Origin of the sequence: Paenibacillus sp. FSL M8-0228 (assembly GCF_038007385.1) — a bacterium.
GTDB classification, from domain to species: domain Bacteria; phylum Bacillota; class Bacilli; order Paenibacillales; family Paenibacillaceae; genus Paenibacillus; species Paenibacillus polymyxa_D.
Genome location: NZ_JBBOXA010000001.1, coordinates 1,152,501 through 1,172,326 on the forward strand (window position 1 = coordinate 1,152,501; position 19,826 = coordinate 1,172,326).

Below are 19,826 nucleotides of genomic sequence, written 5' to 3' on the forward strand. Positions count from 1 at the left end.
TTCATCACGTTCGTGTGAATGAAATGAATATCCTGAACTTACTCACTCGTTGCTCAGTTTTGAGAGTTCAAACTCTCACATTGGATTTCCAAAATATACTTGTATTCAAGTATTGAGGAATTTGATATGATATTTTTCCGGGGTTAAAGCCGGGGAGAATATTGCACCTTGAAAACTGGATACCGAAACGAAATTGCGTTTTAGAATATTCCTTTAAGCTGATCTTGTGTAAACAAGTGAAATAAAGGTAGCAGGTAAGGAAAAATCTTTTGCCTTTGGCAAAAATCATTCTTTATCGAACATCGACATTTTCTTTTATCAAAGAAAAGTCAAGGTTAAGCTACAAAGAGCACACGGAGGATGCCTAGGCGCCAGGAGCCGACGAAGGACGTGGCGAACAACGATAAAGCCTCGGGGAGCTGTAAGCAAGCTTTGATCCGGGGATGTCCGAATGGGGAAACCCGGCTGTCTTCATCGACAGTCACTTTCTGCTGAATACATAGGCAGAATAGAGGCAGACCAGGGGAACTGAAACATCTAAGTACCCTGAGGAAGAGAAAACAATAGTGATTCCGTCAGTAGCGGCGAGCGAACGCGGATTAGCCCAAACCAAGGAGCTTGCTCCTTGGGGTTGTGGGACGTCTCACATGGAGTTACAAAGGAACCGGTTAGATGAAGAGGTCTGGAAAGGCCCGCCAGAGAAGGTAAAAGCCCTGTAGTTCAAAACTTGTTCTCTCCGAGACGGATCCCGAGTAGTGCGGGGCACGTGAAACCCCGTATGAATCCGGCAGGACCATCTGCCAAGGCTAAATACTCCCTGGCGACCGATAGTGAAGCAGTACCGTGAGGGAAAGGTGAAAAGCACCCCGGAAGGGGAGTGAAATAGATCCTGAAACCGTGTGCTTACAAGAAGTCAGAGCCCTATTTATGGGTGATGGCGTGCCTTTTGTAGAATGAACCGGCGAGTTACGTTCCCGTGCAAGGTTAAGGTGAAGAGCTGAAGCCGCAGCGAAAGCGAGTCTGAATAGGGCGATCTTTAGTACGTGGACGTAGACCCGAAACCGGGTGATCTACCCCTGTCCAGGGTGAAGGTGCGGTAACACGCACTGGAGGCCCGAACCCACGCATGTTGAAAAATGCGGGGATGAGGTGGGGGTAGCGGAGAAATTCCAATCGAACCCGGAGATAGCTGGTTCTCCCCGAAATAGCTTTAGGGCTAGCCTCGGAAAGAAGAATCGTGGAGGTAGAGCACTGATTGGGTGCGGGGCCCGCAAGGGTTACCAAGCTCAGTCAAACTCCGAATGCCATAGATTTAGTTCCGGGAGTCAGACAGTGAGTGCTAAGATCCATTGTCAAAAGGGAAACAGCCCAGACCATCAGCTAAGGTCCCCAAGTGTGTGTTAAGTGGGAAAGGATGTGGAGTTGCACAGACAACCAGGATGTTGGCTTAGAAGCAGCCACCATTGAAAGAGTGCGTAATAGCTCACTGGTCGAGTGACTCTGCGCCGAAAATGTAACGGGGCTAAACACACCACCGAAGCTATGGCTTGATGCTTGCATCAGGGGTAGGGGAGCGTTGAATGCGGGTTGAAGGTGTACCGTAAGGAGCGCTGGACTGCATTCAAGTGAGAATGCCGGTATGAGTAACGAAAAGATCTGTGAGAATCAGATCCGCCGAAAGCCTAAGGGTTCCTGAGGAAGGTTCGTCCGCTCAGGGTAAGTCGGGACCTAAGGCGAGGCCGATAGGCGTAGTCGAAGGACAACAGGTCGAAATTCCTGTACCACCGTAATCCGTTATGAGCGATGGGGTGACGCAGTAGGGTAGTGACGCGGACGGATGGATGTCCGTCTAAGCAGTGAGGCTGGTGTGTAGGCAAATCCGCACATCGTTAAGGCTGGGCTGTGATGGGGAGCGAAAATTATAGTAGCGAAGGTCATGATCTCAGACTGCCAAGAAAAGCCTCTAGCCAGGAGAAGGTGCCCGTACCGCAAACCGACACAGGTAGGCGAGAAGAGAATTCTAAGGCGCGCGGAAGAACTCTCGTTAAGGAACTCGGCAAAATGACCCCGTAACTTCGGGAGAAGGGGTGCCTCGGTAGGGTGAATAGCCCGAGGGGGCCGCAGTGAAAAGGCCCAAGCGACTGTTTAGCAAAAACACAGGTCTGTGCGAAGCCGCAAGGCGAAGTATACGGGCTGACGCCTGCCCGGTGCTGGAAGGTTAAGGGGAGTGGTAAGCCTTTGGGCGAAGCTATGAACCGAAGCCCCAGTAAACGGCGGCCGTAACTATAACGGTCCTAAGGTAGCGAAATTCCTTGTCAGGTAAATTCTGACCCGCACGAATGGCGTAACGACTTGGGCGCTGTCTCAACGAGAGATCCGGTGAAATTTTAATACCTGTGAAGATGCAGGTTACCCGCGACAAGACGGAAAGACCCCATGGAGCTTTACTGCAGCTTGATATTGAATTTGGGTACGATCTGTACAGGATAGGTGGGAGCCGTCGAACTTTGAGCGCCAGCTTGAAGGGAGGCATCCTTGGGATACCACCCTGATCGTATCTAGGTTCTAACTTGGTACCGTAAACCGGTGCGAGGACAGTGTCAGGTGGGCAGTTTGACTGGGGCGGTCGCCTCCTAAAGAGTAACGGAGGCGCCCCAAGGTTCCCTCAGAATGGTTGGAAATCATTCGAAGAGTGCAAAGGCAGAAGGGAGCTTGACTGCGAGACCTACAAGTCGAGCAGGGACGAAAGTCGGGCTTAGTGATCCGGTGGTACCGCATGGAAGGGCCATCGCTCAACGGATAAAAGCTACCCTGGGGATAACAGGCTTATCTCCCCCAAGAGTCCACATCGACGGGGAGGTTTGGCACCTCGATGTCGGCTCATCGCATCCTGGGGCTGAAGTAGGTCCCAAGGGTTGGGCTGTTCGCCCATTAAAGCGGTACGCGAGCTGGGTTCAGAACGTCGTGAGACAGTTCGGTCCCTATCTGTCGTGGGCGTAGGAAATTTGAGAGGAGCTGTCCTTAGTACGAGAGGACCGGGATGGACGTACCGCTGGTGTACCAGTTGTTCCGCCAGGAGCACCGCTGGGTAGCTATGTACGGAAGGGATAAGCGCTGAAAGCATCTAAGCGTGAAGCCCCCCTCAAGATGAGATTTCCCAGTATGTAAGACCCCTTGAAGACGACGAGGTGGATAGGTTGGGGGTGGAAGTGCAGTAATGCATGGAGCTGACCAATACTAATCGGTCGAGGGCTTATCCTAAAAAATAAAACGCAAATGAGTTTCGGATCCAGTTTTCAGGGTGTAACCTTGAAGGTATGTACAAGTGACATACAACAAGCGCATGGCTATTCATTCACACGATAAGTGATGAACCGAATAACCGTACGGAAGAATTTGCATAGCAACTTCATGTTTGGTGGCGATAGCGGAGGGGTTCCACACGTACCCATCCCGAACACGACCGTTAAGCCCTCCAGCGCCGATGGTACTTGGACCGCAGGGTCTTGGGAGAGTAGGACGTCGCCAAGCAACCCCATAATGGGGATTTTTTTTTCGCCTATCAGGCTATTGATTATACATACAAAAATGATTTTTTAGATGGGGCTATAGCTCAGCTGGGAGAGCGCCTGCCTTGCACGCAGGAGGTCAGGGGTTCGATCCCCCTTGGCTCCACCAATATTCCCTGATAGCTCAGTTGGTAGAGCACTCGACTGTTAATCGAGTTGTCACAGGTTCGAGTCCTGTTCGGGGAGCCATGTGGAGAGGTGTCCGAGTTGGCCGAAGGAGCACGATTGGAAATCGTGTAGGCGCCAAAAGCGTCTCGAGGGTTCGAATCCCTCTCTCTCCGCCAGCTCTTAATAATAGATATATGGCCCGTTGGTCAAGGGGTTAAGACACCTCCCTTTCACGGAGGTAACAGGGGTTCGAATCCCCTACGGGTCATAAGCAGTATGGAGGCTTAGCTCAGCTGGGAGAGCATCTGCCTTACAAGCAGAGGGTCGGGGGTTCGAGCCCCTCAGCCTCCACCATTTGAAAAATAAATATTTATTACTGTCGCGGGGTGGAGCAGTTCGGTAGCTCGTCGGGCTCATAACCCGAAGGTCGCAGGTTCAAATCCTGCCCCCGCAATTACTTCAACTAAGGAAGTTTCCTCTGGAACCGTGGTGTAGAGGCCTAACATGCCTGCCTGTCACGCAGGAGATCGCGGGTTCGAATCCCGTCGGTTCCGCCATTTAACTTAATACGCCGGTGTAGCTCAACTGGTAGAGCAACTGACTTGTAATCAGTAGGTTGGGGGTTCAAGTCCTCTCGCCGGCACCATATTGGAGGATTAGCGAAGTGGCCAAACGCATCAGACTGTAAATCTGCTCCCTTACGGGTTCGGTGGTTCGAATCCATCATCCTCCACCAGTTTTACGAGCCATTAGCTCAGTTGGTAGAGCACCTGACTTTTAATCAGGGTGTCGAAGGTTCGAGTCCTTCATGGCTCACCATTATCATTGTATGCGCGTGTGGCGGAATTGGCAGACGCACTAGACTTAGGATCTAGCGTCTTTGACGTGGGGGTTCAAGTCCCTCCACGCGCATCTTGTTTTTGCGGACGTGGCTCAGCGGTAGAGCATCGCCTTGCCAAGGCGAGGGTCGCGGGTTCGATTCCCGTCGTCCGCTCCATTTATTAGTCCCCTTAGCTCAGCTGGATAGAGCGTTTGACTACGAATCAAAAGGTCGGGAGTTCGAATCTCTCAGGGGACGCCATTAACTTCATAAGCCGGTGTGGCGGAATTGGCAGACGCGCGCGACTCAAAATCGTGAGGGAAACCGTGGAGGTTCGAGTCCTCTCACCGGCATCTATTTCGGGATGTAGCTCAATGGTAAAACTCAGCCTTCCAAGCTGGTAGCGTGGGTCCGATTCCCATTACCCGCTTTATATAGATGAAAAAGGAGAGATGGCTTATTTTTATGCCATCTCTCCTTTTTTACTTTTAAACTATTTCTATCGACATCACAAGCAGTAGAAACCCCAAGGCAATCTCCTCCGTTTTTTTGCGTTATTAAGATAGGGCGTACAACTAACGAGGAACGATAGTTAAATAACACACAATGTTGAGCAGGCGCTTCAAGTCTGCTCTTTTTATTAAACTAACGGGCAAGTTAGTTTTAAGTTTACTTCACCAACTCAACACAGAAAGCGCAAAAGTCTGTTGGGAAACTCGACAGACTTTTGCGCTTTAGAAGATGAAGCTTGCGCGGCCGGCGTTAGCGGATATCGTAAGGCCTCTAACACGCGAAAGCCTTCGTCCATAGCCGCGATCATCTGCCGCAACAACTTGTCGTCCCCAGCGATTTTTTTCATTTGGCGCTCGTGTGTAACCGTTACAAAGTTTAGTACAACGATAGGCACGATATGATTCTTCAGCCATGCATCTATATTTTCATGATAGATAGGCATCATACTCATTTGGTTTACGTATGCGGGTGCTCCCCTTCCATGCAGAGGAGTTTTCCAAACAAACATGGCCTAACGGCCACCATCATGAATGAAAATATCTTTGGCTTGTGAATCTGAACCTCCTTAATGGAAGTACAGGACACAGGCCGAGAGTTTTTTGGTAGGACATACTCTGAGTCCTTAATTTCCCGACCTCGAGGAACTATAGGCAGCATCGTTTTATCTCGCTGGTCGAATATTTAAAGCGGTGTTTGTGAATACCAGTCTATGTGAACACTATTTAACAAACTAACAAATTCGCCATTCAAAATCTTCTCTTGAATCAATTTTGGTATACTATGTGGTAGATAAGAGAATTAATTTGAAGTCTGGCTATAAGTATGTTTCTACAACAACTTGAGAAATGAATTTGATTTTGGTGAAATGCGGAAGCTGTTAGGGCGTAAAGAGAGAAGAGGAGGAATGGAAATGTCGTATCTCGTTGATTTTAAAGATGTATCTACGGTTGGTTTAGAGTCTTCACCTGTAGCAGAAGCGCTTGCTGGTTTACGTGCTAATGAAGCCCGTTATTTTATGAACAAGTACAAGTATGAATTTACGGTTGTACCAGCTAGCGAAAGCCAGGAGAGCCTTGATTATGTGAACCGAATTTTGAGAGAAGAACGTAATATTGCGTTTGCGGCTAAACCTTTAGAAACGTCGCGTTTTCAAGTGGAAAATATCCAATTTACCTACGTTTTTTATGAGGATGGTCTTGCAATCAATGTCATGTATACGGTGGATGACCCTAAAAAGCGGGCTGTTGGTTTTAAGCTTTCTGAGGGGATGGAGGTACCAAAGGAGCTAGAAGGGAAGTTTAAGTTTGCTAGGCAGAAGTCTAAACTAGCTGGAACAATTCGGGGTTCGTTTTTTGTAATTAAAGGACAATATTAAAGTAAGCAAAAGCGCAAATGGAGGAATCCAGCACCTTATTCTCTTTGCAAAAAAGTGAAATTAAAGAAAGGGCTATCCCGCAAAAGGATTGCCCTTTTTTGAAAGAATGATGAAAAGCTACCGCTTATCGTATGATTATCAAACAGGAAGATCGCGGGTAGTCTCTGATAAGGAGACTATTTTTTTTGAGAACTTGCCCTTTCAGCCAACGCGGTGAACCATACCATAAGTGAAGATGAAAAATTTCCTTGTGGGAAGTGAGCCTAACAATACGATTAGCCAGAATAGTTTGCTGCGAATGAAGGTAACAACACTTAGTGTGGTATGCACTCGTGTTGATCTTGTTTTAATATCCAAACTTCTATTTCATACATGTTGTTGTTAGTCCATGTCTTACTTCGCTTTTCTCAAGTGCTTTATTAAGCGGCCCATGATCGATTCTCGGTCTCGTCTCCAATCAGTTGTTGAAGTAGTGAGACTGTTCGAGGTCGTGGATCAGTGCAGGTTGCACAGACAGCCATCCCAGAAGTTCCTGAGTTGCAACGCTTGATCTCGGGATATCGAGCGCTGCAAGTGTGCTGAGGAAGCCGAAGTGGGTGTCTGCTTCTTCACGTGAAATGCTGACTACAGGCACGTTCAGGTGTTTACCGATAACACTTGCGATGTCGCGAAATGGCACGCCTTCATCTGCGACCCCATTTAGTCGTGAACCGGCGGGTGCCTTTTCTAACGCAAGGCGGTATAGATGTGCGGCGTCAAGGCGGTGCACAGCTGACCAGCGGTTGGTCCCCCCTTCCACATAGGCTGAGAAGCCCTTCGTTTTGGCAATGTTGATCAGTCTCGGCACAAATCCTGTGTCACCCTCACCGTGTACCGAAGGACAAAGCTCTACGATTGATGTCCGCACTCCGCGCTCAGCCAGCAATAACGCTACGTTTTCTGCTGCCACTCCATTGGCGTGCGTGGTGATCACGAATGGCTTACCGGACCCTTCCAGCGCCGCCCCCATCGCTTCAACGGCGTGCAGATCTGCTGTGAGTGCCCTGGCGAAGTTCGAGAAGTCGTGATTGAATGCCAGATGAATAATGCCATCCGCAGCAGCCGCACCACTACGAAGGCTGTCGAGATCGTCGATGTCACCGCGGTGTACTTCGGCCCCGGCCTTTTTTAGTTTCGCAGCGCTATTGTCTGAGCGCACAAGACCGACGACCTGATGACCCGCATCCATGAGTTCACGGACGACAGCGGAACCGATGTAACCTGTTGCTCCTGTTACGAAAACACGCATCATGAAATCCCCCTTAAGCTACTAACCATTATTGTATAAATTATAATTACCACGCGATGGGTCCATCCTCATCTGAAAACGTTCCTGTTGGACCGTCCGCACCAATCATCGCAAGCCGGACTGCTTCACGCGACCCTTGTTCAACACTACGAGTGCCAGCAAAATTATTGAGCGCAGTCGATGTAAAACCTGGACATGCCGCATTGACCTTGATGTTTGTCGATTCAAGCGCAAAGGCAAAGGCAAGAGTCACCGCATGAACAGCCGATTTTGACGCCGAATAGGCCCCAAACATCGCACGATGTGAGTTTTCTGGAATGGAGTTCCAGCTAAGAGAGCCGCCGGTGCTGCCCATGTTGACAATGCGTGCTGCCGGAGCCTCACGTAAAAGTGGTAACATGGCCTGGGTGACAGCAATGACACCAAAAACATTAGTTTCATAAACCGAACGAATGTCTTCGAGCGAAGCAACGGTCAAAAGACCGCTCGTCGCGCCACTGCTCGGAAACGGATCGCCCGGTTTACCTGCGTGTGATATGGCCGCATTGTTCACAAGTACATCGAGATGACCAAATTCGTTCCGAATACGCTCTGCTGCAGCAACAATGGAGTCCTGATCGGTAACGTCGAGCTGGAGAGCGTGCGCATCCGAACCGATGCTTTTGGAAGCAGTTTCTCCATTTTCGAGGCTGCGTGATCCGACGAGCACGGTGAAGCCGTGTTCCGCTAGATCCTTCGCAATTTGTAAACCTATTCCTTTATTGGCGCCAGTGATCAAGGCAATGGGTTTGTCCTGCATGGTTGTAATCTCCTTTTTGGTATGGGATACCATCTATATATTTCCTGTGGGATGTGGGATAATGATATTAAATCACACAAAATCGAAACTGTAAAGTTCCGGAACTAATAAGTTTCTAAATATATATTTTAAAAGGAGCTAAGTTTATGAGTAAAATAAAAAAGAAAATGTCTGAGAGGGGCGAATTATCTGAGGTCGTGGCAGAAAAGCCTGCGCAAGCATTGGGCCGCAAGCGAGATCACACGCGGGATGATAAAATCCTTGAGGCGACAATCGACATCCTCGCCGATACGAGTTTCGATGGTATGACAATGGACATGGTCGCGGCTCGAGCAAAGGCTGGGAAGGCGACGGTTTACCGCCGCTGGTCTTCCAAGGCGGAGTTAGTCCGAGACGCCTTGGCCTGGATGAATCGGAATCATCTTAAGCTCGAAAGCTTGCCTGATACAGGAACCTTGCGCGAAGATCTCCTCGTGCTTTTGAAGCCGCAATCGATCGCGGAAGAAGAACGCAAATTTCGAGTCCTAGCGGGCCTAGGCTCCTTTTTGCAGCATCCGGAATTTGCCGAAGCAGGAACAGCCGGGATTTTCGAGCCATGGGTTGTTGTGAACCGTGAGCTTATGAACCGAGCCGTCGTCCGCGGTGAAATTCCCGCTCACGCAGACATTGAGATGGCTTGCCAGGTCATTACTTCAATGGCTTCTTTTCGCGGACTCATCCAGCGCAAACCGTTCGACAAGCCTTTCTTCACAGCGCTAATCGATGGCATTCTACTGCCTGCACTCAAAAACCCGCAAACAGCTCCAAATATCATGGACAGATGATGACCAGGCGCTTACCAGAAGAATCTACAAGGTGGATCAATCACAGAAATGATTCAACTAACGGGAAACGATATTTGAATTTAGAACAGGGAGCACACTGCCGCGGCAAATGCTCCCTCTTTCATGGAAGTAACGGGCAGTACAGGTTAATACAGTAGCGTTGAAAAGTGAGATATAAGGGATTAGGAGGCACGGATTTGCTCGTCTCGAAGTTTGCGCTGGGAACGATGATCTTCAGAGGTAAGAACTTTCCGATGAGTGTGGCGATGGGGGCGCTGAATAAGCAAGATCGTGCAGGTAGGGGGCATTTTCCTTTTTAAAATGACAATTGCCCTATTCCCCGTCCATGTACCTAAAAAAGGCAGGGTCGGGGAGTGTCCTTATCCTGCCTTCTTGGGTGTTATATGTTTTCTACTGTACTAACTTATCCAATTCTGGCTGCAATTTGGTCCGCAAAACATACAACATGATGGCACCAACAAGGAATGCGACCGCATCCGCAATGACAAGCGACCAGACCACCCCGTGGAAGCCGTTCATTTGATTGGCGATAAACAACACAGGAATCAGAGTAATTCCTTGAATAATTGACATAATAAACGCGGCAGTTCCTTGCGCTGATGCTTGGAAGATCCCGGTAAACAATGTGGTCATTCCTGTAATGAACAAGGATAGGAACGTCACATGTAGAATGTAGCTGCCCATTCCAATTAATTGCGAGTCATTTGTAAATAAACCAATTAAGTGGTCGGAAATCAAATAGACGATGATGCCGAATACGACTGCTAACGCCACAATCACTTTGATCGTAAATCCAATGGTATTCTTCATGCGTAATTTATTCGCTGTGAAAGAGAAGGCAATCAACGGCACGACTCCCTCGCATAAGCCCATCAGAATAAACTCAGGAAATTGCAATAAACGTGATGAAATTCCGTAAGCCGCTACGGCCTGATCCCCGTATTCGACAAGAAAATGGTTAAAGATGAGCGACATTGCACCCAAAAAGATACTCATAATAAAGACGGGAACTCCGATTTTGAATACATTGCTCAGAATGTCCTTGGTAGCCTTGAACCATTTTACGGAGACGGTTAAGAATTGGCTCTTATATCCCATATGGAAGGCGTAGAATGCACTCGCAACCAAGTTAGAAATGACCGTAGCAGACGCAACGCCGATCACATCCCAATGGAGCACGAAGATGACTAACGCGTCGAGAATAATATTTATAACAACACTGAGAATCATACCGATCATCGATGTGATTGCTGCACCCTCCGAACGCACGATATTCTCCAGTGTGAAGAATAATACGACGAATGGTGAGCCAATAAGCATAATCGTGACATAGTCCTTCGTGAATCCGAAGGAGTCAGACGTTGCTCCCAGGCCATGAACGATTGGATTGATCAACGGGAGACCCACGGCCATCACGATAAGACCGAGAACTAAACTGCTGTAAAAGGCAAATGAAGACACATGCTTTACCTCATCATATTTTTTCTCTCCTAGCAAACGGGAGATGAATGTACCGCTACCCATGCCAATCAAATTGCCTAGCGCCATAATGATTGCGAATAACGGCAGGGTCAGTGCGAGTGCGGTTAACATGGCAGTATTGTGAAGTGTACCAAGGAAATAGGCATTCAAGATGGAATAAATGACACTCATTGACGTGCCTAGCATCATGGGTATAGCGAAGTGAGCTACGGCTTTTGCGACCGGTGCTTTTTCAAAGTAATGGAGGTTTTCTGCATCCATGCGGATCACTACTTTCTCTATTTATTTTGCCTTTCAGTCTAACACTGTTAGGTTGTGACTTACAGTGTTAGATGGTATCATGAACCAATGAACCTGTAAAGCATAAACTTACACTGTTAGATAAAAGGGCGGATGACATGAAAAAGCAGCAACCTCAGATTTCGGAGGATAAGATTTTGGAAACCTCGTGGGAGCTTCTTGGAGAGGAGGGCATCGAGAAATTAAGCATGAGACGATTGGCCGATAGGTTAGGGATTCAGGCTCCCTCTCTGTACTGGTACTTCAAGAGCAAACAGCATCTCTACCAGCGTCTGGCCAACCAGGTATCGAAAATGATTCTGGAAGAGTTCCACTCCGAGGGGGAATGGAAGGAGCAGCTGACGGGGCTTGCGGTAACGGTACGGAACGTGCTCAGCCGATATCCCTGCTCCACGCAGCTCATGATGATGACGCTGCCCCACGAACCGGACATCATCCGGTTCACCAACCGTATGCTGCTCTGCGTGGAATCGACGCCGCTTGAGCAAGAGCAGAAAATGCAAGTGGTTACTACGCTTGTGAACTATGTCTTCTATTTCGTTCTAGACGATTATCAGCATGAGCGCAATGTCTCCGCTATCTTTAAGGACCAGAAAGCGCATCCGGGTGAGGAGATGATTCGCCTTCTGGACTCCATGAGCGAGACGGATGTGGGACTGTTTCGGAGGATGTTCACGAACGGGCTGTTCAATCTGATGGGAACCGACGGGGCGTTTGAGTTCGGCTTGAAGCTGATTCTGTTGGGGATTGAGCAGGTGATAAAGGAGCAGGAGAAGGAGAAGTAGTATGTAAAAACCGCCCATCCGGTTATTGGATGGGCGGTTTCAATTAGGTTTACGTTTACCCTAAATTGTTGGTTCTTTTGGCGTAATCAAAACCTACGGGGATCTTTTGAAAGAGGGTTAGATATCGAGTTTACGGGTACTGATCCATTTCACCATGTCAGGATCGCGATGTGAAAAGAACAGGCTCTGTTTCGTATCTAACGTAGTAATCGACTCCATATCCTCCTGGCTTAACTCGAAGTCAAAGGTATCGAAGTTTTTGATAATTCTCTCTTTACGAACAGACTTTGGAATCACAACAACTTCTCTTTGTGCCAACCAGCGTAAAACCACCTGAGCAACGGATTTATTATATTTTTCAGCTATGGATACCAATATTTCATGCTGGAACAAGTTGTTTTTCCCTTCAGCAAAAGGCGCCCAGGATTCGATCTGAACATTATTCTCTTTCATAAATTTTGCATTTTCAATTTGCTGGTTGAATGGGTGCGTTTTCCAGTGATTTTTCAAATGCCTTTTTTGTACGCTCATAACCAGTATCCTGAACCCAAAGTTTCGTAGTGATAAATAACTCCTCTCTTGCCACGCCACTACGTTTGATCGCTCTGCCAACTGCTTCTTCATTTAGATAAGAGGCAGCGGTATCAATCAGCCGATAGCCTGCCATAATAGCGTCATAAACGCTTTGTTCACATTCATTTGCATCTTGGATCTGATAAACACCAAAACCGAGTATAGGCATCTCAATCCCATTGTTCAAAGTTACTTTTTGCATATAAAATCCTTAGTATTAGGGAAATACTTTTACGGAATGTAAGCAAAACTTAATTTAATTCGGGGTTCAACTAACGGGCAGGATAGCCTAATAATTTGGTTGTCGTTATAATGTTTAATAGGGACATTTAATATCTCCAATTCATCAGGAGTTACCAATGACCTGTTTCGAAATATTCGAAAAGGGGCAAGTTGTGTGAAAAAGACTGAAAAAATTTACAACACCGCAGTTGAGGCAACTTTAGAGGTAATTGGTGGGAAATGGAAACCTGTTATTCTCTTTCATTTGACATTCGGTAAGAAACGTAATAATGAATTTAAGAGCTTGATTCCCGCAATTACTCAAAAGATGTTAACGCAGCACCTTCGGGAGCTTGAAGAAGAGGGCGTCATCTTACGTATTTCTTATAATCAGGTACCACCTAGAGTTGAGTATGAGTTGACAGACTACGGCTGGAGTCTAAAGGAACTCCTACATCTGATGTGCCGTTGGGGGGATTCGCATATAGAGAGAAAGTACGAGGGAAAGGCTACTGTTCTGGCTAATCCAATGCTTACAGACGTGAATAACAGTTAAGAAACCGACCCAATACAAGGTCGGCTTTCTTATTTTATACGGTAGTTTACGGGATGACTTTACGCTTGCGGAAGTCGTTGAAGATGTTCATAAACATTGCTTCGGTATCGACGAATTCGTGAAAGCCTAAACGACGAGCCTTAGTTCCGTCGGCAAAAAAATCGTAATCCCATGCAAACACGAAATCGCCGAATAGCCAAGAGGAAACGTCTTTATAGGAATTCCGAGCAAGCCCATGCCTCTCAACCATTTTGTTCCAAATCTGCTCCTTGTCCTCCATGACAATGTCCAGAGACATTTGCAACGGAGGGGCTGTTTCCATACCAAAGTATTGAGCGATCTTCGGCCATAACTCATTCCAACGGAACAGATCGCCGTTCGTAATGTTGAATGCCTGATTCGCACAGCGCTCGTCGGTCGCCGCCCATACTGTTGCCTTTGCGAGAAGCCCAGCGTCTGTCATCTCCAAGAGGCTGTTGTAAGCTCCTGACTTACCTGGAAACCGCAAAGGTATTCCAAGTTCCTTCGAAATTGAAGCGTAAATCGCTATGACCATTGCGAGGTTCATCGGATTTCCAAGCGAGAAGCCGCAGACTACAGAAGGACGGAGTGCAGACCAAGTCCAAGCCTTACCTTTTTGCCGTTGTTCTAAAAAATCTTGCTGATCAATATTGAACTCAGGAGGCATGTGGTTAGCGTCTGTCTCACGAGCAGGAGTTTTGAACGGGCCGAGATGTGCGCCGTATACCTTATATCCCTGCATCAGACTGACATGTTTCAAGCCCGGCGCGATTGGTTCGATCACTTCTACGATGTTCACTAACATGGCGAGGTTCGGTGGAACAAGTTCAGCCCAAGTTTGACGGTCTTGGTAAGCAGCATAAAAAATGTGTGTTACCCCAGTTAAATCGCTTAACTTCTCGTGAAGATCGTCTATATTGAGTAGATCCGCAGCCACATATCGAACATGGTTGCTAGATTCTCCACCGCGACGCGATACACCGATCACGTCCCAATCAGGAAGAGAGATGAGGTGATCAATGAGGTTGCGACCGATAACACCATTCGCACCTACGACCAAGGCGACTTTGCGTGTTGTTGTAGATTCATTATTCATAGTGTTTCAGCTCCCTCTGTACTATTCTTTCTTTGTACAACATTATTTTGCATCAACTAACCATACATAGGAAGTACGCACATTAAAGTGACATAAGCACTTTAAAGTAATCGAGGTATATCCAGACGAAAAGAAGTCAGTCAACTCTCTCTTTGCTTTCTTAATCATTATGGTAGATGGGTATACTCGGCGCTAGCTTTCAAAGGTAGTTTTAGTTAACGGAAGACGATAGTTCAAATAATATAGACTGCTGGCATGATTCGCCAGTCTATTTAGCTAACGGGCAGGTTAGTTCAAATATGCGTTAATATTGATTATTTATGTAAGACCAATAAATTAATACGGGCTAACCCAGGTGATTTGTATAAGTTTAACCCACGAATTTTTCCTTCTAAGCAACCATTTTGATTTGAATTACTGATATGAGATTATAGGGGTGTAAAAAACGCCGGTGACCTTAAGCAGGTGACCGGCGTTTTCATATTAGCGTTTCGGCATTTTGCTCTCATCCATGTACAGCAGGTTCCAGCGGTGACCATCCAGGTCGGCAAATCCTGCGCCGTACATCCAGCCGTCAATTTCACTCGGCTTGCCAAAGATGTTTCCTCCGGCAAACTCTACTTTTTGAATAAAGGCATCTACTTCTTCTCTGCTTTCAGCGCCAATGGAATGGAAAATATTACTTCTGCGGTATTGGAAGTATCTGCGGTTTTTGAACCTGTGAATTGCTCAAACGCCGCATCCGGGAACAGCAGAATCGTTGTTTGGCCTATGGCAAGCTTGGATCTCTCGTTACCAACGCTCACCGCATGGAATCCAATCTCATTGAAAAAGGCAGTTGACCTCTCAACATCTTTGACCGGCAGGTTAATCCAGATATCCTGTGACATGGCTGTAGCCTCCTGGAATATTTTTTCAACTACTCCTACTATACTCTACTTCTGGCAGCAGAAGCGAATCTTATAAAAGAAACTGCAAGGTATGACATTCCTGTCATGCATTCTGCGGTTTCCTTAGTAAACTTATTTACTTCTCTGTTCCAGCATCGTCTCCGTCAAGGTATCGATCTAGCCAAGAAATGGATTTCGCATCAAAGTAGAAATGCGTTTTGTAATCCAGTCTATAGATAAGCACCCTCAGCGCGAAACATATAATTACTGAAATTAAATTTTTGGGACTAAAGTAGAATTAAAACATTGAACTAACGAGAAACGATAGTTCAATGATAAAGTGGTGGTCTCGAAAGGTTGAAATCCTATAAAAATCGGTTGAAAATGTTGATTTCACCAGTGGACAAGGATTTGTACAATAGAGTTGTAACGCTTACATTTCCAAGGAGGTTGCGGCGAAATGAAGAGACTTCAGGTGATTGGCAAGCAAATCAGGACCCCGAAATCCAAAAGGAGGCCGTGTTGATGAAATTTAAGGGAATATTGGCGGCGTTTTTATTTTTAACCACAGCGTCTGTGTTGTTTGGAGTGCATACGGCAGAGGCCCATGAACTATCCAATGACAAGCTGACGATTCAGACAGGCGAGCATGGCGAAATTTCATCCATACGTATCAAGGGAGATGCTTTTCCGACAGAGTATGTCATGAACGCAACGGTAACACCTGAACAGAACACCGCAGATCATCAGTGGCTAGGGGAGCTGATGTTCACGTATCGATTGGATGGAGGTAGCTGGACGAAAGCATGGACGAACAAGTCGGCAGACGCACGCAAGATCACAATCAGTGGTAACCGTGTCACTGTCACGTACGAGAACTCTACTAATGCAGAAGGCATACGCAATTTTAAAGTCATCGAAACGTATTCGGCAGAGTCGAATGGTTCGGTGTTGTGGAATATACAGGTACAGAATACAAGTGGGAAAAAATTGGAGATTGGCGATTTCGGTTTGCCTCTGCCTTTTAATGAGCAATGGACTAATGGTGATGCGATCTACGAAACTAGAGTGGTGACGCATTCCTTTGTCGGCAATAACAGCTCCTATATTACAGCTGGGCGTCCCAGCGGCATTGGCTCTTCCCTTTTGCTGATTCCTGATTCGACAACAGGTGCGGGTTTTGAATATCAGGATCACTGGCGGGATGAGGAGCATCCGGGCAGCAAATGGGCCTGGAATCCGGCCAATGAAGGTAAATGGCTGGAAGGGCTGAATGTATTTTATATTCATTCCAATGTCATCAAGTCCACCAACCGGGGCTATTTGCCCAATACAAGCCTGATCCTGAATCCCGGTCAAAGCAAAAACTATGGCTTCAAGTTTCTGGCTGTGAAGGACGAGCATGATGTAAAAGATACGTTGTACCAAGAAAACTTGGTGGATACAACAGTCGTACCCGGCATGATCGTGCCTACGAATCAAAAGGCGAAGGTGGACCTGCGCTCCAAGCAGGCGATCAGCAAAGTAACCTATCCCGACGGAACCGTTATTCCAGAGACGGATAGCAAGGCTGGAGGACACCACATTTATGAATTGAAATTTACTAAATTGGGTCCGAATTTCATAACGGTAGAATACGGCAATGGCAGCAAAACGGTTCTACAATTTTATGCCATCGAGCCGATTGATCAAGCGCTGCAACGGCACGCTACATTTATGGTCGACAAAACCCAATGGAATGTACCGGGTGATCTGCGCGACAAGGTATTTGACGATTGGATGATGCATACCAAATCCAAACGGAACATTTTCAACGGCTACTGGGGCTGGGGAGACGATTGGGGTCTGACGCACGGACAGTTTCTGGCTGAGAAAAACACACTGTCTCCGGTCGCTAAAGAGGTGCGGGCCGTAGACGATTATTTGGAAACGGCGATCTGGACGAATCTGATGAACGGACATCATGAGGATTATTTAATTCATGATTTCTTGATGCCAGAGCCTAACGATACACCGACCTATCGAGGGTATGCTTATCCGCATGTATACAACACGTATTTCAGCATGTACAAGATTGCCAAGGAATACCCGGATCTTGTTACTTACAAGCATCCAAAGGAAACGTATTTGCTGCGGGCGTATAACATTTTCAAAGCATTGTATGAAGGGCCAGTCGCGTACAACTGGGAAACAGGTTTGATGGGCGAACTGACCACACCGGATATTATTCAGGCACTTCATGATGAAGGCTATGATGATGAAGCGAATGATCTTAAGGAAAAAATGGATCGTAAATATAACAATTTTAAAAATACAAAGTATCCTTATGGTTCTGAATATAGCTATGACAATACAGGGGAAGAAGCTGTATATACGTTAGCCAAGCAGAATATAGATACAGAGGGCGAGCAAAGTAAAGCCCTGGAAATGATGGGTAAAATCAATGCCAAAACCCGTGCGGCACGCGGTCATATGCCCGTATGGTACTACTACACCGATCCGGTGACGATTACCGGGGAGAACTGGTTTAACTTCCAGTACACGACTTCGCTTGCTGGATATGCGATGGATGACTGGATTCGCCATCATGAGGACAATCACCGTGAGGAACAACAACGGTTGTCCTATGCAGCTAAAATTGCCAATGTCGGAGCGATTAACTCCGGGCAAATCAGCTCGGACCCTGAAAACATCGGGGCGGTCGCATGGACGTATCAAGCGGAAAAAGGCAATAACGGCACGAACGGCACTGGCGGCGGTAAAAATGTTCCGCTCTTTAACGGCTGGCGCGGCATGAGTGGTGAGGCTGATCTCGGATTGTTCGGTGCGCTCAAAACCTTAAGCGCTGATATCGCGATGGATCCGATTTTTGGATTGACGGGCTACGGTGCAGAGGTGAGCAAAAGTGGCAACGTGTATACGATCAAGCCGCTGGACGGTTTGTTCAAGCGAATCAATCTGATTACGGAAAAGATGTATATCGAGCTGGAAAAGGATCAGTATACAGAAGCCAAGCTGGCAACTTCCAAGGATTATGTATGGCTTCAGTTGAAAAATCAAACGCCAGGCCAAGCTCATTCCACGTACATTACATTTGACGGTTTGAAGAAAGGAACGTATTTGGTTAAAGTAGGCGGTCAATCACAAGGGAAGTTTAATGCATATGCGCCTTCCAACAAGCTTAAATTGGAGATTGGTACAGCATCCTCCTACACGGTAGAGCTGACACCAACCACACCTGATCCGAACAAGGCACCTGTTGTAGACGCTGGCAAAGATTCGAAGGTGAAGCTGCCGGATCAAATTATTTTGAAAGGCACAGCTACGGATGATGGACTTCCGCAAGGAAAGGTGACGAGCGAGTGGAGTCTGGTCGAAGGACCACAGGACGCGAAGGTCACATTCAGCAGCAAAACATCGCTTCGCACGAAGGTGGACGTTTCCGAGCCAGGAACGTATGTGTTCAAGCTGACAGCCAGCGATTCTCAGTTGTCAGCGGAGGCTAAAGTAACGGTGGTAGCTGAACCGGCCGCTCCGTTACTTGAACAGCTTGCCGTTTACAAGTTTGATGAAACCAGCGGTTCTGTAGTTGCGGATTCTTCGGACAGTGGCAATGATGCTGCCGTGAAGGGAACGGCTGCATGGGCTGCGGGTAAAACAGGCAATGCTGTCAGCCTGAACGGCAAGGACAGCTACGTGCAGCTTCCGGCGGGTATTGTCAGTCGTGCACAGCAATTGACCGTATCCGGCTGGGTCAAAGCGAACAGCCTGAGCGATTATGTACGGATTTTTGACTTCGGCTCCGGGACGAATGAATATATGTTCCTGACGCCTAAAGCAGGAAATACCATGCTGTTTGCCATTACCAATCAAGGCAACGGGCAGGGACAGGAGCAGACGATTGAAGGCCCTGTACTGCCGACAGGCGTATGGAAGCATGTTGCGGTCACGCTTTCAGGTTCCACAGGTATTTTATACGTGGATGGAAAAGAAGTGGGACGCAATACCAACTTGACCCTGAATCCTACCAGTCTGGGACAGACCAAAAATAATTTTATCGGCAAATCTCAATACCCTGATCCTTATTTCAATGGTCTGGTGGATGAATTCCGGATCTACAGCCGTGCTTTGAATGCTTCTGAGGTAGCAGGTTTGGTCTCCGGTACAGCACAAAGCCTAACGGGAGTCGAGAAAATTACGGCTTTAAAAGAAGTAAACGTGACGACTCGTACGGGTGAAAAACCCGAACTGCCAAGCGTAGTGGAAGCTACGTATGGCGAAGGCTCCACTAAATGGGTGGCTGTGGAATGGGAGGATATAGACCCTGCACAATATGCTGCTCCAGGTTCGTTTGAGTTGAAGGGCAAAGTAGAAGGGACAGAGTTAAAGGCAATGGCGAAGGTAACCGTGATTGAGGTAGGGGCTGCGGTTCCATCGGTAACACCGGTTGGCCCGGAGAATTCAGTAACCCCGCCAACTACGACATCCCCGGTAACATCTGCCTTACCGCCTCGACCTGTCAGCTCCGCTAAATCAGCGGGGGTATTCTGAATGGGCGGCAACAACGCATAGTCATGACTAATT

The 19,826-nt window shown here is 47.4% G+C and carries 12 protein-coding genes, 14 tRNA genes, 2 rRNA genes and 1 pseudogene; 22 read left to right on the top strand and 7 right to left on the bottom strand.

Translation table 11 applies throughout. The features are described from left to right. The first annotated feature begins 333 nt into the window (after nt 1-333). The 16 genes from MKY98_RS05235 to MKY98_RS05310 all read left to right on the top strand — a co-directional run bounded on the left by MKY98_RS05235 (nt 334) and on the right by MKY98_RS05310 (nt 4,850). Nucleotides 334-3,261 (top strand): 23S ribosomal RNA (locus MKY98_RS05235). Between the two features lie 153 nt (nt 3,262-3,414). After that, nucleotides 3,415-3,531: ribosomal RNA gene (rrf, locus tag MKY98_RS05240) — 5S ribosomal RNA — on the top strand. A 71-nt stretch (nt 3,532-3,602) separates the two neighbouring features. Further along, nucleotides 3,603-3,678, top strand: a tRNA-Ala gene (locus tag MKY98_RS05245). 4 nt (nt 3,679-3,682) lie between these two features. Next, a tRNA-Asn gene (locus MKY98_RS05250) sits at nt 3,683-3,758 on the top strand. Nucleotides 3,759-3,761: 3 nt separating this feature from the next. Then, nucleotides 3,762-3,853 (top strand) — tRNA-Ser (locus MKY98_RS05255). A gap of 20 nt (nt 3,854-3,873) precedes the next feature. Further along, nucleotides 3,874-3,945 (top strand) — tRNA-Glu (locus tag MKY98_RS05260). A 10-nt stretch (nt 3,946-3,955) separates the two neighbouring features. Then, nucleotides 3,956-4,031: transfer RNA gene (locus MKY98_RS05265), tRNA-Val, on the top strand. Between the two features lie 26 nt (nt 4,032-4,057). Then, nucleotides 4,058-4,131, top strand: a tRNA-Met gene (locus tag MKY98_RS05270). A 26-nt stretch (nt 4,132-4,157) separates the two neighbouring features. Further along, nucleotides 4,158-4,234, top strand: a tRNA-Asp gene (locus tag MKY98_RS05275). 13 nt (nt 4,235-4,247) lie between these two features. Further along, nucleotides 4,248-4,323: transfer RNA gene (locus tag MKY98_RS05280), tRNA-Thr, on the top strand. 4 nt (nt 4,324-4,327) lie between these two features. Then, nucleotides 4,328-4,413, top strand: a tRNA-Tyr gene (locus MKY98_RS05285). Nucleotides 4,414-4,420: 7 nt separating this feature from the next. Continuing rightward, nucleotides 4,421-4,496, top strand: a tRNA-Lys gene (locus MKY98_RS05290). 12 nt (nt 4,497-4,508) lie between these two features. After that, nucleotides 4,509-4,589: transfer RNA gene (locus MKY98_RS05295), tRNA-Leu, on the top strand. 10 nt (nt 4,590-4,599) lie between these two features. Beyond that, nucleotides 4,600-4,674, top strand: a tRNA-Gly gene (locus tag MKY98_RS05300). A 7-nt stretch (nt 4,675-4,681) separates the two neighbouring features. Continuing rightward, nucleotides 4,682-4,758: transfer RNA gene (locus MKY98_RS05305), tRNA-Arg, on the top strand. Nucleotides 4,759-4,770: 12 nt separating this feature from the next. Then, nucleotides 4,771-4,850 (top strand) — tRNA-Leu (locus tag MKY98_RS05310). A gap of 329 nt (nt 4,851-5,179) precedes the next feature. Here the strand turns inward: MKY98_RS05310 and MKY98_RS05315 are convergent. After that, nucleotides 5,180-5,518 (bottom strand): hypothetical protein, encoded by a 339-nt coding sequence (locus MKY98_RS05315; protein WP_029514776.1) that lies wholly within the window; start codon nt 5,516-5,518, stop codon nt 5,180-5,182. Nucleotides 5,519-5,920: 402 nt separating this feature from the next. Between MKY98_RS05315 and MKY98_RS05320 the strand changes: the two genes are divergently transcribed. Further along, on the top strand, nt 5,921-6,385 hold the full coding sequence (locus MKY98_RS05320; protein ID WP_069010310.1) for a phage tail protein: 465 nt from the start codon (nt 5,921-5,923) through the stop codon (nt 6,383-6,385). Between the two features lie 457 nt (nt 6,386-6,842). Here the strand turns inward: MKY98_RS05320 and MKY98_RS05325 are convergent, their stop codons facing one another. Next, the gene (locus tag MKY98_RS05325) at nt 6,843-7,673 is read right to left on the bottom strand and encodes an SDR family oxidoreductase (RefSeq protein ID WP_069010311.1); all 831 of its coding nucleotides are present in this window, start codon (nt 7,671-7,673) and stop codon (nt 6,843-6,845) included. Between the two features lie 46 nt (nt 7,674-7,719). Then, nucleotides 7,720-8,472: an SDR family oxidoreductase gene (locus MKY98_RS05330; protein ID WP_069010381.1), complete on the bottom strand. Its 753-nt coding sequence runs from the start codon at nt 8,470-8,472 to the stop codon at nt 7,720-7,722. A 146-nt stretch (nt 8,473-8,618) separates the two neighbouring features. Between MKY98_RS05330 and MKY98_RS05335 the strand changes: the two genes are divergently transcribed. Both MKY98_RS05335 and MKY98_RS05340 read left to right on the top strand, forming a co-directional pair. Further along, nucleotides 8,619-9,296 carry a TetR/AcrR family transcriptional regulator gene (locus MKY98_RS05335; protein WP_081317513.1) on the top strand — a complete coding sequence of 226 codons (678 nt, stop codon included), beginning with the start codon at nt 8,619-8,621 and terminating at the stop codon, nt 9,294-9,296. A gap of 197 nt (nt 9,297-9,493) precedes the next feature. Further along, nucleotides 9,494-9,616, top strand: coding sequence for a hypothetical protein (locus tag MKY98_RS05340; protein WP_256026018.1), 123 nt, complete (start codon nt 9,494-9,496; stop codon nt 9,614-9,616). A gap of 91 nt (nt 9,617-9,707) precedes the next feature. Here the strand turns inward: MKY98_RS05340 and MKY98_RS05345 are convergent, their stop codons facing one another. After that, nucleotides 9,708-11,060, bottom strand: a complete 1,353-nt coding sequence (locus MKY98_RS05345) for an MATE family efflux transporter (protein ID WP_029514780.1) — start codon at nt 11,058-11,060, stop codon at nt 9,708-9,710. A 137-nt stretch (nt 11,061-11,197) separates the two neighbouring features. Here MKY98_RS05345 and MKY98_RS05350 point away from each other — a divergent pair, with 137 nt between their 5' ends. Continuing rightward, nucleotides 11,198-11,884 (top strand): TetR/AcrR family transcriptional regulator, encoded by a 687-nt coding sequence (locus MKY98_RS05350; protein ID WP_069010312.1) that lies wholly within the window; start codon nt 11,198-11,200, stop codon nt 11,882-11,884. 117 nt (nt 11,885-12,001) lie between these two features. Here MKY98_RS05350 and MKY98_RS05355 read toward each other — a convergent pair. Continuing rightward, nucleotides 12,002-12,659, bottom strand: a pseudogene (locus tag MKY98_RS05355) (aldo/keto reductase). A 195-nt stretch (nt 12,660-12,854) separates the two neighbouring features. Here MKY98_RS05355 and MKY98_RS05360 point away from each other — a divergent pair. Continuing rightward, nucleotides 12,855-13,235 (top strand): winged helix-turn-helix transcriptional regulator, encoded by a 381-nt coding sequence (locus MKY98_RS05360; RefSeq protein WP_025685981.1) that lies wholly within the window; start codon nt 12,855-12,857, stop codon nt 13,233-13,235. A 46-nt stretch (nt 13,236-13,281) separates the two neighbouring features. Here the strand turns inward: MKY98_RS05360 and MKY98_RS05365 are convergent, their stop codons facing one another. Further along, the gene (locus MKY98_RS05365; protein ID WP_069010313.1) at nt 13,282-14,352 is read right to left on the bottom strand and encodes an SDR family oxidoreductase; all 1,071 of its coding nucleotides are present in this window, start codon (nt 14,350-14,352) and stop codon (nt 13,282-13,284) included. A 638-nt stretch (nt 14,353-14,990) separates the two neighbouring features. Continuing rightward, the gene (locus MKY98_RS05370; protein ID WP_341010679.1) at nt 14,991-15,242 is read right to left on the bottom strand and encodes a VOC family protein; all 252 of its coding nucleotides are present in this window, start codon (nt 15,240-15,242) and stop codon (nt 14,991-14,993) included. Nucleotides 15,243-15,767: 525 nt separating this feature from the next. On the opposite strand from MKY98_RS05370, the gene MKY98_RS05375 reads away from it, so the two are divergent. Further along, nucleotides 15,768-19,793: a DUF5695 domain-containing protein gene (locus MKY98_RS05375; RefSeq protein WP_069010314.1), complete on the top strand. Its 4,026-nt coding sequence runs from the start codon at nt 15,768-15,770 to the stop codon at nt 19,791-19,793. Nucleotides 19,794-19,826 lie beyond the last annotated feature (33 nt).

Coding starts and splice junctions, on each gene's coding strand:
- MKY98_RS05315 (WP_029514776.1), bottom strand. CDS start 5,518: ATGTTTGTTTGGAAAACTCCTCTGCATGGAAGGGGAGCACCCGCATAC.
- MKY98_RS05320 (WP_069010310.1), top strand. CDS start 5,921: ATGTCGTATCTCGTTGATTTTAAAGATGTATCTACGGTTGGTTTAGAG.
- MKY98_RS05325 (WP_069010311.1), bottom strand. CDS start 7,673: ATGCGTGTTTTCGTAACAGGAGCAACAGGTTACATCGGTTCCGCTGTC.
- MKY98_RS05330 (WP_069010381.1), bottom strand. CDS start 8,472: ATGCAGGACAAACCCATTGCCTTGATCACTGGCGCCAATAAAGGAATA.
- MKY98_RS05335 (WP_081317513.1), top strand. CDS start 8,619: ATGAGTAAAATAAAAAAGAAAATGTCTGAGAGGGGCGAATTATCTGAG.
- MKY98_RS05345 (WP_029514780.1), bottom strand. CDS start 11,060: ATGGATGCAGAAAACCTCCATTACTTTGAAAAAGCACCGGTCGCAAAA.
- MKY98_RS05350 (WP_069010312.1), top strand. CDS start 11,198: ATGAAAAAGCAGCAACCTCAGATTTCGGAGGATAAGATTTTGGAAACC.
- MKY98_RS05365 (WP_069010313.1), bottom strand. CDS start 14,352: ATGAATAATGAATCTACAACAACACGCAAAGTCGCCTTGGTCGTAGGT.
- MKY98_RS05370 (WP_341010679.1), bottom strand. CDS start 15,242: ATGTCACAGGATATCTGGATTAACCTGCCGGTCAAAGATGTTGAGAGG.
- MKY98_RS05375 (WP_069010314.1), top strand. CDS start 15,768: ATGAAATTTAAGGGAATATTGGCGGCGTTTTTATTTTTAACCACAGCG.